The following is a 13,285-nucleotide window of genomic DNA, read 5'->3' as shown; positions in this document are numbered from 1 at the left end:
CTCGCTGCGTTTGCGCGTGCCGCAGGCCGGGTCCGCTCGCGGGCGCGATATGTCCGCCTCGTCGAGCCGCCCGGCGCGGGCGAGCTCGTCGACGGCGTCGGTGAGGACGGCTAGGTCCGGGTCGGCGGCGCCGCGCTGGGCGGCAGCGTCTGTTGCGTCTGCGCCTCGGCCGACTGCTGGGTTTCCGGCTGACCCGTCTGCTCTGCGATCAGCTGCGCCAACCGACGCCTGAAGTCCTTGGTCCACGGCATCTCGAGCGCCGCGTCCGGATCTTCCATCCAGCTGAACATCAGCGAGGGGGTCTTGGGCGCCGCGCTGGGCGGCAGCGTCTGTTGCGTCTGCGCCTCGGCCGACTGCTGGGTCTCCGCCTCTGCCGGCTGCTGTGCCTGGGCCTGAGCCAGAGGCTTGTTGAGACGCTCCGCCAGCCGACGTTCCAGCTCTTTCCGCCACGGCATATTCGGGGCCGCGTCCGGGTCTTCCATCCAGCTGAACATCAGCGAGGGGGTCTTGGGCGCCGCCGATTCGGCGGGGCCGTCACCCGGGGGGGACATCGGTGGCGTAGAAGGCACTGTCATCTGCACTCCTCCGAGCCCTTACCATAGCTCTCCCGGGGCCGCGTGCGAACCAACCAGACGCGGCAGGGTTGATCAGCGCCCGAGGCAAAGCCCTTCGAGCCAGGCCAGGGCGAGCGCGACCGGCTGCTCCCAGCCGGCATCGAGCATCATCGCGTGGCCGATATGGTCGAGCATGGCGCGGTCGGCGCCGTGGAACCAGGCCGTGCGCAGCACCGTATCCTCGGGCACGAGCGGGTCCTTCGCGGCGCCGAGCACGAGTGCGGGCGTGCCGACGAGACGGGCGCTCGCCACCGGGCGCGGCCACTGCGCCTCGGCGAGAGCGCGCAGGCTCTCGGGCTGCATGCGCGCCATCACCGCAAGCGCACGCTCGTCCGGAAGCCGCGCGCTGAACAGCGCATGGCGAAGCCGCTCCGGCGGTGCGAGGCCGCCGGCGAGCCAGGGCATGCGCGCGACCTCCTTCCACAGGAACGGATCGGTGAGCGGGAGTCGCACATTGACGGCAGCGAGCCCCTCGGCCGGCACCGGGGCGAGCATGACGATGGCAGCGACCCTCGGGTCGCCGAGAAGCATCTGCGCCACGAGCGCGCCGAGCGAGTGCGCGACCAGAACGACCGGACCGTCGAGCGCGGCGAGCGCGGTACGCACGTCGGCCGCATAATCGAGCAGGCCAAGCGCGTGCAGCATGGCGCGGCCGGCAGACCGGCCATGGCCACGGAACGACAGGGCGGCAGATCGCCAGCCGGCGCGGGCGAAGGCGGGCATCGCATGCTCCGCCCACACCCACGCGCCGGCGGAGGCGCCGTGCAGAAAGAGAAGCGTGGCGGGGCGCGCGCCCTCCGGCCCGGCGAGCAGGAGCTCGAGCCCCTCGGCCGCCTCCGGCCGCGGGCAGTCGCGGTGGGGGAAGGCGACGACCTGCCCGGCCACGACCTGCGCTTGCCCGCCCGCGCCGCTCAGTTCCGGCTCCGGTCCACGAGCGCGTTCTTCTTGATCCAGGGCATCATGGCGCGGAGCTTCTCGCCAACCTCCTCGATCGGGTGCTCGGCGAGCTTGCGTCGCATCGACTTGAACGAGGCCTGGTTCACCTTGTTCTCGAGCATCCACTCGCGCGCGAAACGGCCCGAGGTGATGTCCTCCAGCACGCGCTTCATCTCGGCCTTGGTCTCGGCGGTGATGATGCGCGGCCCGCTCACGTATTCGCCGTACTCTGCGGTGTTGCTGATCGAGTAGTTCATGTTGGCGATGCCGCCCTCGTAGATCAGGTCGACGATCAGCTTCACCTCGTGCAGGCACTCGAAATACGCCATCTCGGGGGCGTAACCGGCCTCGACGAGGGTCTCATAGCCCGCCTTGATCAGCTCGACGAGCCCGCCGCAGAGCACCACCTGCTCGCCGAACAGGTCGGTTTCGCACTCCTCCTTGAAAGTGGTTTCGATGATGCCAGCCCGGCCGCCGCCGATCGCGGAGGCGTAGGAGAGGCCGAGCTCGAGCGCGTTGCCGGAGGCGTTCTGCGCCACCGCCACGAGGCAGGGCACGCCGCCACCGCGCTGATACTCGCTGCGCACCGTGTGGCCAGGGCCCTTCGGCGCGACCATAAGCACATCCATGTCGGGGCGCGGCTCGATCAGGTTGAAGTGGATGTTGAAGCCGTGCGCGAACATCAACGCCGCGCCTTCCTTCATGTTGGGGCCGAGCTTCTCGCGGTAGAGCTCGCCTTGGCCTTCATCCGGGGTGAGCACCATCACCACATCGGCCCATTTTGCCGCATCCGCCGGGTCCATCACCTTGAAGCCGGCGCCCTCCGCCTTGGCCACTCCAGCCGAGCCGCGGCGCAAGCCCACCACGACCTCGGCGACACCGCTGTCCTTGAGATTGTTGGCGTGGGCATGACCCTGGCTGCCGTAGCCGATCACGGCGACCTTCCTGCCCTTGATGAGGTTCACGTCGGCATCGCGGTCGTAGTAGACGCGCATCGGTCTCCCTCCCCTGTCTCGATCCGGTGGTGTTCGCCCTGGAGCCGCGCCGTCTAACGGCCGCGGGTGACGCTGGCAAGCGGCCGCCGCCGCGGGTCAGATCCCCTTCGGCCCGCGCGCGATTGCGACCACGCCCGTGCGGCTCACCTCGACGAGGCCCAGAGGCCGCATCAGGCCGATGAAGGCGTCGAGCTTGTCGGTCGCCCCCGTCATCTCGAAGACGAAGCTTTCCGTCGTCGCATCGACCACACGGGCGCGGAAGGCATCGGCGATGCGCAGGGCCTCGACCCGCCGCTCGCCGGTTCCCGCCACCTTGATCAGCGCCATCTCGCGGGCAATGTGCGGCCCCTCGAGCGTGAGGTCGGCCACCTTGTGCACCGGCACGAGCCGGTCGAGCTGGGCCTTGATCTGCTCGATCACCATCGGCGTGCCGGAGGTGACGATGGTGATCCGGCTGAGGTTCTTCGCCTCGTCCACCGGCGCGACGGTCAGGCTGTCGATGTTGTAGCCGCGGCCCGAGAACAGGCCGATCACCCGGGCGAGAACGCCCGCCTCGTTCTCCACGAGCACGGCCATCACCGCCTGGCGGGTCGTCGCTTCCGTCATCGCATCGATATTCCTGGGGAGTGTCGGCGAGATCAGCATCGGCCGGCTCAGACAAGCACCATGCCTTCCTCGGTCACCCCCGGCTGGGCGGCGCCCTTCGGCGCCTCATCGTCGGGGCCGAGGATCATCTCGTTGTGCGCCGCGCCGGAGGGGATCATCGGGAAGCAGTTCTCCTTCTGATCGACGCAGATGTCGGCGATCACCGGACGGTCGACCGCGAGCATCTCGCGGATCACGCCGTCGAGCTCCCCGACCTTGGTCGCGCGCAAGCCCACCGCATGGAAGCTCTCGGCGAGCTTGACGAAATCCGGAAGCGCCGCGGAGTAGCTCTCGGAGTAGCGGCCGCCGTGCAGGAGCTCCTGCCACTGCCGCACCATCCCCATGTACTCGTTGTTGAGGATGAACACCTTCACCGGCAGCCGGTACTGCGCGAGCGTCGACATCTCCTGGATGTTCATCAGGATCGAGGCCTCGCCGGCGATGTCGATTACGAGCGCGTCCGGGTGCGCGATCTGCACCCCCATCGCCGCCGGCAGTCCGTAGCCCATGGTTCCAAGGCCGCCCGAGGTCATCCACCGGTTCGGGCGTTCGAACTTCCAGTACTGCGCCGCCCACATCTGGTGCTGGCCCACCTCGGTGGTGATGAAGGTGTCGCGGCCGGTTTCGCGCACCAGTTCATAGAGACGCTGGATCGCGTACTGCGGCTTGATGATCGCGCCCTCGTCGGTCGCCTGCCGGTAGCGCAGGCAGTCGCGCGCGCGCCATGCATCGATCTGTCTCCACCAGGCGGCGAGCGCGCCCGTGTCGAGCTTGGCCTCGGAGGCCTTCCACTCGGCGATCAGGGCGCGCAGCACCTTCGCCGCATCGCCGATGATCGCGCAATCAACCCGCACGTTCTTGTTGATCGAGGAGGGGTCGATGTCGGCGTGGATCTTGCGGCTGTTGGGCGAGAAGTCGCGCAACCGTCCGGTCACGCGGTCGTCGAACCGAGCGCCGATGTTCAGCATCACGTCGCAGCCGTGCATCGCGAGGTTGGCCTCGTAGGTGCCGTGCATGCCGAGCATGCCGAGGAACTGCGGGTCGGAGGCCGGGAAGGCGCCGAGCCCCATCAGCGTGTTGGTGCAGGGGAAGCCGGTGAGGTGCACGAACTCGGTCAGAAGCCGCGAGGCCTCCGGCCCCGAGTTGATCACCCCGCCCCCGGCATAGACGATCGGGCGCTTGGCTGCCTTCAGCATCGCCACAGCGGTGCGGATCGCGGCCGGGTCGGGCTCGGTGACGGGGCGGTAGGAGCGGTGCGTCGCCTGCGGCACGCCGCTGTACCGCCCCTTGCCGATCAGAATGTCCTTCGGCAGGTCAACCACCACCGGGCCGGGGCGGCCGGAACGGGCGACGTAGAATGCCTCGTGAATGATCCGGCCGAGCTGGTTGCTGTCCTTGACAAGGTAGTTGTGCTTGGTGGCGGGACGGGTGATCCCGGTCGTGTCCGCCTCCTGGAAGGCGTCGTTGCCGATCAGATGCGTCGGCACCTGGCCGGTGAGGCACACCACCGGGATGCTGTCCATCAGCGCGTCGACGAGCCCGGTCACCGCATTGGTCGCGCCAGGGCCGGAGGTGACGAGCACGACGCCGACCTTGCCGGTAGAACGGGCGTAGCCTTCGGCCGCGTGCACCGCCGCCTGTTCGTGGCGGACGAGGATGTGGCGGATCGCGTTCTGCTGGAACAGGGCGTCGTAGATCGGCAGCACCGCCCCGCCCGGATAGCCGAAGATGACCTCCACACCCTGGTCCTTGAGCGCGCGCAGGACGATCTCCGCGCCCGGAAGCAGCTCTGCCGTCGGCGCCTCGGCAGCGGAAGCCTGGATGGCGGACATGACGATCTCATCCCCGTTCGAACCGGCCTTCGCGCCCCTCATGAGCGCGAACGGCGGCCGGGCGGGTCGCGCCCTGGCCACCGCGAGCGGCATCTAGGCGCGCCTGCCGCGGTGCGTCAACCCCGCCCTGTCAATAAACGCAAAGAAACTTCCCCTCTCCTGTTCCGAAAGTTGCGCTAGACCCGCAAAACGCGCATGGATCATATGCATGCGCTCGGGCGGAACCAGCGCCTGGTGCCTGAACCAGGTGTCCTGGCGCTTGGCGTATTGGCGCACCATCGCCTGCGCCTCGGCGATCGCCTGCGCGAGCGGGAGCCCGCCTTCGAGGAACGCGATCAGGTTCGGCACCCCGTGCGCCTTCATCGCCGGCAGCGCCGGATCAAGCCCGCGCGCGGCGAGCGCCCGCACCTCCTCGAGCGCGCCTGCCTTGACCATCGCGACGAAGCGGGCATCGATCGCCGCGCGAAGCTCCTGCCGCGGCGGGCGGAGCAGGACCATCGCGAAGCGCCAGGGCGCCGGCGCCTCCCGACGCTCCGCCCACCAGGCGGAGAGCCCCTTGCCCGTGGCGGCGAGCACCTCCCAGGCGCGGATCACCCGCTGCGTGTCGGCTGGTTCAAGACGCGCCGCGGTCTCCGGGTCCTGCGCCGCAAGCCGCGCGTGCAGGGACGGGGCGCCGATCCGGGCCGCAAGAGCGCGCGCCTCCGCCCGCACCGCCGCGGGGACGGGCGGGATCGCCCCGATGCCGTTGACGAGAGCCGATAGCCACAAGCCGGTGCCGCCGCACAGGATGGGCACGCGGCCGGCCTCCCGCGCTCGAGACATCGCCTCGAGCGCGGCCGTGCGCCACCAGCCGGCCGAGGCCGGCTCGGCGGCGTCCCGGATGCCGTAGAGAGCATGCGGCACCCGCGCTTCCTCCTCTGGCGTGGGGCGAGCGGTAAGGATCCTCAGGTCGCGATAGACCTGCATGCTGTCGGCGTTGATCACCTCCCCGCCGAGCCGTTCCGCAAGCGCGAGAGCAAGCGCGGATTTGCCGCTCGCCGTCGGCCCGGCGACGATCAGGGCCGGCGGCGGCTCGTCTTGCGCCGTCATCGCCGCCCCGCCATGGTCGGCGGATGGACCTGGTGCTGACCGTGATCGCCCCGCCGGGGAGCGGGCTGCTCGACCGCGCCGTGCTCGATGCCGTCCGCGGGGCGATGCGCGGGATCGGCGCTCTCGCCGGCGCGCCGCTCTGGCTCAAGCCGGGAGAGGCGGCCGACATCCCGTTCGCCGAGGCAGCGCCGGAGGCGGCCGAGGCGGCCGCACGCGCCGCCCTCGGTGACGCGCCCTTCGACCTCGTCGCGCAAGCCGCGGAGGGGCGGCGCAAGCGCCTGCTTGTGGCCGACATGGACAGCACCATCGTGGTGGGCGAGACGCTCGACGAGCTCGCCGACCAGGCCGGACTGAAGGAGAGGATCGCGGCGATCACCGCGCGGGCGATGAACGGCGAGCTCGATTTCGCCGCGGCGCTGCGCGAGCGCGTGGCGATGCTTGAAGGGCTGCCGGTGCGCGCTCTCGCCGCCGTGCAGGAGCGGCTCGCCTTCATGCCGGGTGCCGCGACGCTGGTCGCCACCATGCGGGCGCACGGCGCCTATGCCGCCCTTGTCTCGGGCGGCTTCCGCTTCTTCACGCGCCACGTCGCCTCGGCGCTCGGCTTCGATCTCGACGAGGGCAACGAGCTCGAGACGGACGGGGCGGTGCTCACGGGCCGGGTGGTCGAGCCGATTCTCGACAAGGGGGCGAAGCTCGCCACCCTGCGCCGCCTGGCTGCGGCGCGGGGTTTGCCGCTCGCCGCCACGCTCGCGGTCGGCGACGGGGCGAACGATCTGCCGATGCTCCAGGCCGCCGGTCTTGGCATCGCCTTCCGCGCCAAGCCCTCGGTCGCCGCCGCCGCCCGCGTGCGCATCACGCATGGCGACCTCACCGCCCTTCTCTGGGCGCAGGGCTACACGGAGGCCGAGCTCGTCGGCCGCAGCTGAGCCGCGCCGCCCGGCCCCCGGGCGGAATCAGCCCGGGGCCCGGTTTCCGCCCTGCGGCGCGGCGGGAAGCGGCACCCAGCGCAGCCCCTGCTGGCTCTCGATCAGCATCAGCACGTTGCGGCGCCCGGCCTGGCGGGCACGGTCGATCCGCTGCTGCACCTCCGCCGGGGTGGAGACCGCCTCCTGCTGAACCTCGACCACGACGTCGCCTGCGCGTATGCCGCGCTCCGCCGCAGGGCTGTTCGGCAGAACCTCGACGACGACCACGCCCTTGGCCTCGGCTGAGAGGCCGAAGCGCTCGCGCAGCTCGGGCGTGATCGAGGCCACACGCATGCCGATCCCGGGCAGCTCGACCGGCCGCCCGCCACGGTCCTGCGGCCCGGGCGTGGCGGCAGCCTGCTGCGTGTCCTCGGGCAGTTCGCCCACGGTCGCGGTGAGGGTTAGTTCGCGGCCGGCGCGCCAGACCACGACGGGCACCTGCTTGCCGATCGGCGTTTCGGCGACGACGCGCGGCAGGGTGCGCATCTCGCGGATCTCGTGCCCGTCGAAGCGAAGCACGATGTCGCCGTTCTGAAGCCGTGCCCGGTCGGCCGGGCCGCCTTCGTTCACGCCCGCGACGAGAGCGCCACGCGGCCCGTCGGGCAGGCCGACACTCTCGGCGATCTCCTCCGTCACCTGCTGGATCCTCACCCCGAGCCAGCCTCGCCGCGTCCGGCCGAACTCGCGCAGCTGCGCCACCACATTGGTCGCGATGTTGGAGGGGATCGCGAAGCCGATGCCGATCGAGCCCCCCGTTGGCGAGAAGATCGCGGTGTTGATGCCCACCACCTCGCCCGCCATGTTGAACAAGGGGCCGCCGGAATTGCCGCGGTTGATCGCGGCATCGGTCTGGATGAAGTCGTCATAGGGGCCGATCCGGATGTCGCGCCCCCGCGCCGAGACGATCCCCGCCGTCACCGTGCCGCCGAGCCCGAACGGGTTGCCGATCGCCACCACCCAGTCGCCGATCCGCAGGGTCTCGCTGTTGCCGAAGCGAACGGGCTGAAGCCGCTTCTCCGTCTTCACGCGCAGGAGAGCGATGTCGGTGCGCTGGTCGCGCCCTACCACCTCAGCGCGCAGGGTGGTGTTGTCGGTCAGCACCACGTTCACCTCGTCGGCACCGTCGATGACGTGGTTGTTGGTAACGATGTAGCCCTCGCCGTTGCTGTACTCGATGATGAAGCCGGAGCCGAGGCTCTGGGCGCGGCGTGGCCGCTGCGGCTGCCGCTCGCCGCCGCGCTGCTGGCGGTCGAAGAACTCGCGAAAGAACTCCTCGAACGGAGAGCCCGGCGGGAACTGCGGCATGCCGTCGGGGCCCTGCCGGTCACCGCGCGCCTGCACGGTCTGGCTCGTCTGAATGTTGACGACCGAGGGCAGAAGACGCTCGACCAGATCGGCGAAGCTCTCCGGCGCGCCGCGTGCGACCGCCGGTGGCGGCGTCACGAGCGGTGCCGCGAGGAGGCCGACCGCGAGAAGCGCGGCGGCGGGACGGAACATGCGAGCCATGGACATCCTGTCGTACTGCTTGCGAGTGCCTTGAGGCACGGGACGATAGCGCACCAGCGCGCCCTGAACTCCGCGCCTACACTATTGCCGATGCGCCCGGACAGGAAGGACCCTGCGCGCCCGCTCCCAGGCTTCTGATCACTCCCCGTCTCTCCCCTCCGCAACGCATGGGCCGACGAAGCCCGTCTCGTGGCGGACGGGGGGCGGCACACAGCGCGGTGCGCCCTCCTGCCCGGCGCCGCGCCCGTCGTCCCTCCGACTGCGCTCAGGGGCTGGACCGGGCCAGCAGGCCCGGTGCAGGCGCCCCCCTGACGGACCGGCTGCCCCGCCGGCCGGAACAGTTTTTCACCTAAGTGCAACCGAAGCGTCATTCGCGGCACGCAGGCAGACACTAGCATCCCCGCCCGGCGAGGCGGGGGCGGCGCGTGGCGGCGATCGGGCTCGAGAGGATCTGCAAGTCGTTCGGCGGCACGCGCGTGCTGCGAGACGTCACGCTCGCGATCCGCGACGGCGAATTCCTCACCCTGGTCGGGCCCTCTGGCTGCGGCAAATCCACACTTCTGAGGATCATCGCCGGGCTCGAGCGGCAGGACAGCGGCAGCGTCACGATCGGGCAGCGCCGAGTCGACGGGGTGCGCCCATCCGAGCGCGGCGTGGCGATGGTGTTCCAGTCCTACGCGCTCTACCCGCACCTGACGGTGGCGCGCAACATCGCCACCCCGCTCGAGATGCAGCGCCTGACGCTTCTCGAGCGTCTGCCGCTCTTGCGCCTCCTCTCGCCGCGGCGGCGGCGGATCATGCGCGGCATCATGGCCGAGGTCGAGGCCGTCGCGGCCGCGCTGCAGCTCGAGGGCCTGCTCGGGCGCAAGCCGGCCGAGCTCTCCGGCGGGCAGCGCCAGCGAGTCGCGCTCGGCCGCGCCATGGTGCGGCGGCCGGACGCGTTCCTGATGGACGAGCCGCTGTCGAACCTCGATGCGAAGTTGCGCGTGCACATGCGCGGCGAGCTTGCCGACCTGCACCGCCGCCTCGGCGCGACCTTCGTCTACGTGACGCACGACCAGACCGAGGCGATGACGATGTCCGACCGCGTCGCCCTGATGCTCGAGGGTCGGATCGAGCAGCTCGGCACGCCTGCGGAGCTCTACGACGCGCCCCGAACACTCGCGGTGGCGTCCTTCATCGGCTCGCCGCCGATTGCTTGCATACCGGTCAGGCTCGAGCATGAGGCCCTCGTCGCCGCCGGCACCCGGCTCGCGCTTCGGGCGATCCCGGATGCAGCGATTCTCGGGCTTCGCGCCGAGGCCGTCACGCCGGTGCGGCACGGCACGCCGGGTGCCCTGCCGGCGCGGCTCTCTCGCGCCGAGAATCTCGGCGCGGAGTGGCTTCTCTACGCCACGCTCGAGGGACCAGCACCGACGCCTGTCGTCTGCCGACTCACGGCGGCGGCGCATGACGCGGCCCGAGACGCCGGCCTGCTCGGGGAGCGCCTGTGGCTTCTGCCCGACCCGGCGCGCGCGCTTCTCTTCGACGCGGAGGGGCGGCGTCTGGTCGCAGAGCCGTTGCGCACACGAATCGGAGCGACGGCATGAGCCTCGCCCTCGCCGCCCCTGCCCCTGTTGAACCGTTCGCGCTCCGGATCGGCCACGCCTTTGCCGCGCCCGCCGCGCTCCTGCTCGCGCTCATCTACATCGTTCCGGTCTCCGTGCTGATTTGGCTGAGCCTGACCGACTACATTCTCGGCGCGGTCGACATCCGGTTCCTCGGCCTCGACAACTTTTCCCGCGCGCTCGCCGATCCGGTGTTCCGGCGCTCGATCACCAACACATTCGCCTATGTCGCGATCGTGCTTCCGGGCGGGGTTCTGCTCGGCCTTGGTGCGGCGCTTCTCGTGCACCGGCGGATCCGTAGCCGCTCGCTCTGGGAGGTGATCTACTTCCTGCCCGTCACCTCGACGCTGATCGCGATGGCGACGGTGTGGCAGTTCCTGCTTCACCCGCGGCTCGGGCCGGTGCGCGAGATCACCCTCGCTCTCGGTCTCGGCGAGGTGGCCTTCCTCTCCGACCCGGCCCTCGTCCTGCCCACGCTCGCCGCGATCGGCATCTGGCAGCTCGTCGGCTTCAACATGATCCTGTTCCTCGCCGGCCTCTCGGCGATCCCGCGCGACCTCTACGAGGCGGCGGCGCTCGACGGCGCCTCGGGCGGGATCGACCGTTTCTTCCGCGTCACATGGCCGCAGCTCGGGCCGACGACGATGTTCGTCACCGTCACCACCTCGATCACCGCCTTCAAGGTGTTCGACACGGTGCGGGTGCTGACGGAGGGCGGGCCCGCCGGTGCGTCGGAGGTTCTGCTCTATGTCATCTATCTCGAGGGGTTCCAGTATTTCCGCATCGGCTACGCCGCGGCGCTGACGCTGATCTTCCTCGCCTTCATCCTCGCCTTCTCGATCCTGCAGGCAGCCGCGCTCGACCGAAGGATACACTATTGAGACGAAGACAAGACTGATGCTTGGGCGGATCGTTGCGCTGGTTGTTCTCGGGCTCGGCGGGGCGGTGATGCTTCTGCCCTTCGTGTGGATGGTTCTGACGTCCTTCCGGCCCGCTGCTGCGGTGTTCGAGGGCTTCGGAGCGTCGGCCTTCATCGGCTTCGAGAACTACGCGCGCGCGCTCACGACCGCACCCTTGCTCCGCTTCATGCTCAACGGCGTGATCGTCTGCGCGGGCATTCTCGTCGTGCAGCTCGCGGTCGCGATCCCTGCGGCCTATGCGCTCGCCAAGCTCCCCTTCCGCGGCCGCGGCCTCCTTTTCGGCCTCGTGCTCGCCGCCCTCTGCATCCCGATCCAGGTGCCGGCACTGCCGCTCTATCTCGGCCTCGCGCACACGGGCCTGCTCGACACCTATTTCGCGATGATGTTCCCGTTCTTTCTCTCGGTGTTCGCGATCTTCCTGTTCCGGCAGTTCTTCAAGTCCTTCCCCGACGAGATCATCCAGGCGGCCCGGCTCGACGGCGTGGGCGAGTTCGAGATCGTCTGGCGCTTCGTCGTGCCCGCCGCCTTGCCTGCGATCGCCGCCTTCTCGATCTTCTCGATCGTCGCGCATTGGAACGACCTCTACTGGCCGCTGATCGTGATCACCGAGACGCGCCTCGCACCGCCGCCGCTCGGGATGCTCTATTTCCGCGATGCCGAGACGGGCTCGAACTACGGCGCGCTGATGGCGGGGGCGACCATCATCACCGCTCCGCTCGTGCTCGCCTTCCTTGTGGCGCGACGGCGCTTCATCGAGGGCATCACCATGACGGGCCTGAAATGACCCGTCGTCCGACCCCAAACACCAGCAGGAGACCAAAGATGAGGATCACCCGTCGCCGCTTCGGCACGCTCGCCCTCGGCGCCAGCTCGTTCGCCGCCCTTCCGGCGGCGGCCCAGGCGCCGGTCACGCTCGATGTCCTCTACTGTTTCCCTTCCTTCGCCCGGTTCCACGAGCCGGTGGCGAAGCTGTTCATGGACGCCAACCCGGGCATACGGATCGCCTTCCGCGCCCCCGCCCCCTCCTACGACGAGGGGCACCAGACGGTGATGCGCCAGGCGCTGACCAACCAGCTGCCGGACGTGTTCTACTCGGGGTTCCACCTGCTGCCGGAGCTCGCCCGGACCCTCGCCCGCCGCGGCCAGATCATCGAGCTCGATGCGCTTCTCGCTGCCGAAGGCGACACGTTCCGCCGCGAGAACTACAGCGATCGGATCCTGGCCCTGGGCCGGGTTGACGGCAGGCTCTACGGCCTCGCCTTCAACGCCTCGAACCCGATCCTCTACTACAATATCGACCTCGTCCGGCGCGCGGGCGGCAACCCCGACGCCCTGCCGACCTCGTGGGACGCGGTGATCGCGCTTGCCGGCCGGATCAACACCCCGGCCGAGGGCATCAACGGCATCGCTTACGACGTGCACGGCTGGCCGGACGGGTGGCTGTTCGAGGCGATGATCACCCAGGCCGGCGGGTCGCTGCTTACGCCGGACGAGAGCGCGGTCGGGTTCGACAACGAGATCGGTCTCGCGGCGCTTCGCACCTTCCGCCGCTTCGTCACCGAGGGCGGGATGCAGCTGATCGACTGGAACCAGTCACGCCAGCAGTTCGGCGCGGGCAAGATCGGCATCTACGCGGCAAGCCCCGCCAACCTCGCCCAGATCACCGGGCTCGTCGGCGACAAGTTCACGCTGCGAACCCACGTGTTCCCGATCACCGACCAGGAGAAGGGGCGGATCCCGACCGGCGGCAACGCCGCGGTGATCCTCGCGCGCGAGGAGGCGAAGCAGCGTGCGGCCTGGACCTTCCTCAAGTTCGTCACCGGCCCCGAGGCGCAGAAGGTCGTCGTCGAGATGACGGGGTATCTACCGACGAATCTCCGCGCCGTCGGCGAGCAGTTCCTCGGGCCGTGGTATCGCGCCAACCCGAACGCGCTCACGGCCGTGCGGCAGGCCGACCGGGCTGGGCCCTGGGGCGGCTACCCTGGCGGCAACAACGTGCGGATCTGGCGCGCCCAGCGCGATGTCATCACGCTCGTGATGCGCGGCGAGCTGACGCCTGAGGCGGGGCTTGCCCGGATCGTCGCCGAGACGAACGCGCTGATGCGGTCCGGCTGACGCGGCAGGGCCTCGCCAGGGACGGCGAGGACCGGAGGGGCGCGGCGACCGTTCCGCCGCG

At 70.1% G+C, this 13,285-nt stretch carries 12 protein-coding genes; 5 read left to right on the top strand and 7 right to left on the bottom strand.

Features of this window, described 5'->3' with window-relative positions:
• Positions 1 to 110: 110 nt before the first annotated feature.
• From KO353_RS13885 to miaA, 6 genes are all read right to left on the bottom strand, one after another.
• A complete protein-coding gene (locus KO353_RS13885) occupies positions 111 to 494 on the bottom strand; it encodes a hypothetical protein (protein WP_218285380.1) in 384 nt (127 codons plus the stop codon).
• Positions 495 to 647: 153 nt separating this feature from the next.
• On the bottom strand, positions 648 to 1,499 hold the full coding sequence (locus KO353_RS13880) for an alpha/beta hydrolase (RefSeq protein ID WP_218285379.1): 852 nt from the start codon (positions 1,497 to 1,499) through the stop codon (positions 648 to 650).
• A gap of 26 nt (positions 1,500 to 1,525) precedes the next feature.
• A complete protein-coding gene (gene ilvC / locus KO353_RS13875) occupies positions 1,526 to 2,545 on the bottom strand; it encodes a ketol-acid reductoisomerase (protein WP_218285378.1) in 1,020 nt (339 codons plus the stop codon).
• A 96-nt stretch (positions 2,546 to 2,641) separates the two neighbouring features.
• Complete coding sequence (gene ilvN, locus KO353_RS13870) at positions 2,642 to 3,151, bottom strand: acetolactate synthase small subunit (RefSeq protein ID WP_218287405.1); 510 nt, start codon at positions 3,149 to 3,151, stop codon at positions 2,642 to 2,644.
• A gap of 47 nt (positions 3,152 to 3,198) precedes the next feature.
• Positions 3,199 to 5,022 (bottom strand): acetolactate synthase 3 large subunit, encoded by a 1,824-nt coding sequence (locus tag KO353_RS13865; RefSeq protein WP_218285377.1) that lies wholly within the window; start codon positions 5,020 to 5,022, stop codon positions 3,199 to 3,201.
• Between the two features lie 93 nt (positions 5,023 to 5,115).
• A complete protein-coding gene (gene miaA, locus KO353_RS13860) occupies positions 5,116 to 6,111 on the bottom strand; it encodes a tRNA (adenosine(37)-N6)-dimethylallyltransferase MiaA (protein WP_218285376.1) in 996 nt (331 codons plus the stop codon).
• A gap of 23 nt (positions 6,112 to 6,134) precedes the next feature.
• Here miaA and serB point away from each other — a divergent pair, with 23 nt between their 5' ends.
• A complete protein-coding gene (gene serB / locus KO353_RS13855; RefSeq protein WP_218285375.1) occupies positions 6,135 to 7,037 on the top strand; it encodes a phosphoserine phosphatase SerB in 903 nt (300 codons plus the stop codon).
• Between the two features lie 27 nt (positions 7,038 to 7,064).
• Here the strand turns inward: serB and KO353_RS13850 are convergent, their stop codons facing one another.
• Positions 7,065 to 8,582 carry a DegQ family serine endoprotease gene (locus KO353_RS13850; protein WP_218285374.1) on the bottom strand — a complete coding sequence of 506 codons (1,518 nt, stop codon included), beginning with the start codon at positions 8,580 to 8,582 and terminating at the stop codon, positions 7,065 to 7,067.
• A 425-nt stretch (positions 8,583 to 9,007) separates the two neighbouring features.
• On the opposite strand from KO353_RS13850, the gene KO353_RS13845 reads away from it, so the two are divergent.
• The 4 genes from KO353_RS13845 to KO353_RS13830 are packed head-to-tail and all read left to right on the top strand — an operon-like array spanning position 9,008 to position 13,224.
• Positions 9,008 to 10,171, top strand: coding sequence for an ABC transporter ATP-binding protein (locus tag KO353_RS13845; protein WP_218285373.1), 1,164 nt, complete (start codon positions 9,008 to 9,010; stop codon positions 10,169 to 10,171).
• A complete protein-coding gene (locus tag KO353_RS13840) occupies positions 10,168 to 11,070 on the top strand; it encodes a carbohydrate ABC transporter permease (protein ID WP_218285372.1) in 903 nt (300 codons plus the stop codon). The genes KO353_RS13845 and KO353_RS13840 overlap by 4 nt, the downstream gene beginning before the upstream one ends.
• Before the next feature lie 16 nt (positions 11,071 to 11,086).
• Positions 11,087 to 11,893 carry a carbohydrate ABC transporter permease gene (locus KO353_RS13835; protein ID WP_218285371.1) on the top strand — a complete coding sequence of 269 codons (807 nt, stop codon included), beginning with the start codon at positions 11,087 to 11,089 and terminating at the stop codon, positions 11,891 to 11,893.
• Positions 11,894 to 11,931: 38 nt separating this feature from the next.
• Positions 11,932 to 13,224 carry an ABC transporter substrate-binding protein gene (locus tag KO353_RS13830; RefSeq protein WP_218285370.1) on the top strand — a complete coding sequence of 431 codons (1,293 nt, stop codon included), beginning with the start codon at positions 11,932 to 11,934 and terminating at the stop codon, positions 13,222 to 13,224.
• Positions 13,225 to 13,285: the final 61 nt, after the last annotated feature.

The sequence above is a fragment of the Elioraea tepida genome (genome assembly GCF_019203965.1).
Classification (GTDB): Bacteria; Pseudomonadota; Alphaproteobacteria; order Acetobacterales; family Acetobacteraceae; genus Elioraea_A; species Elioraea_A tepida.
Note: the sequence above shows the minus strand (reverse complement) of the source record. Positions and strands in the feature narration are given on the sequence as shown.

Coding starts and splice junctions, on each gene's coding strand:
- KO353_RS13840 (WP_218285372.1), top strand. CDS start 10,168: ATGAGCCTCGCCCTCGCCGCCCCTGCCCCTGTTGAACCGTTCGCGCTC.
- ilvN (WP_218287405.1), bottom strand. CDS start 3,151: ATGACGGAAGCGACGACCCGCCAGGCGGTGATGGCCGTGCTCGTGGAG.
- KO353_RS13830 (WP_218285370.1), top strand. CDS start 11,932: ATGAGGATCACCCGTCGCCGCTTCGGCACGCTCGCCCTCGGCGCCAGC.
- miaA (WP_218285376.1), bottom strand. CDS start 6,111: ATGACGGCGCAAGACGAGCCGCCGCCGGCCCTGATCGTCGCCGGGCCG.
- KO353_RS13835 (WP_218285371.1), top strand. CDS start 11,087: ATGCTTGGGCGGATCGTTGCGCTGGTTGTTCTCGGGCTCGGCGGGGCG.
- KO353_RS13865 (WP_218285377.1), bottom strand. CDS start 5,022: ATGTCCGCCATCCAGGCTTCCGCTGCCGAGGCGCCGACGGCAGAGCTG.
- KO353_RS13850 (WP_218285374.1), bottom strand. CDS start 8,582: ATGGCTCGCATGTTCCGTCCCGCCGCCGCGCTTCTCGCGGTCGGCCTC.
- ilvC (WP_218285378.1), bottom strand. CDS start 2,545: ATGCGCGTCTACTACGACCGCGATGCCGACGTGAACCTCATCAAGGGC.
- serB (WP_218285375.1), top strand. CDS start 6,135: ATGGACCTGGTGCTGACCGTGATCGCCCCGCCGGGGAGCGGGCTGCTC.
- KO353_RS13885 (WP_218285380.1), bottom strand. CDS start 494: ATGTTCAGCTGGATGGAAGACCCGGACGCGGCCCCGAATATGCCGTGG.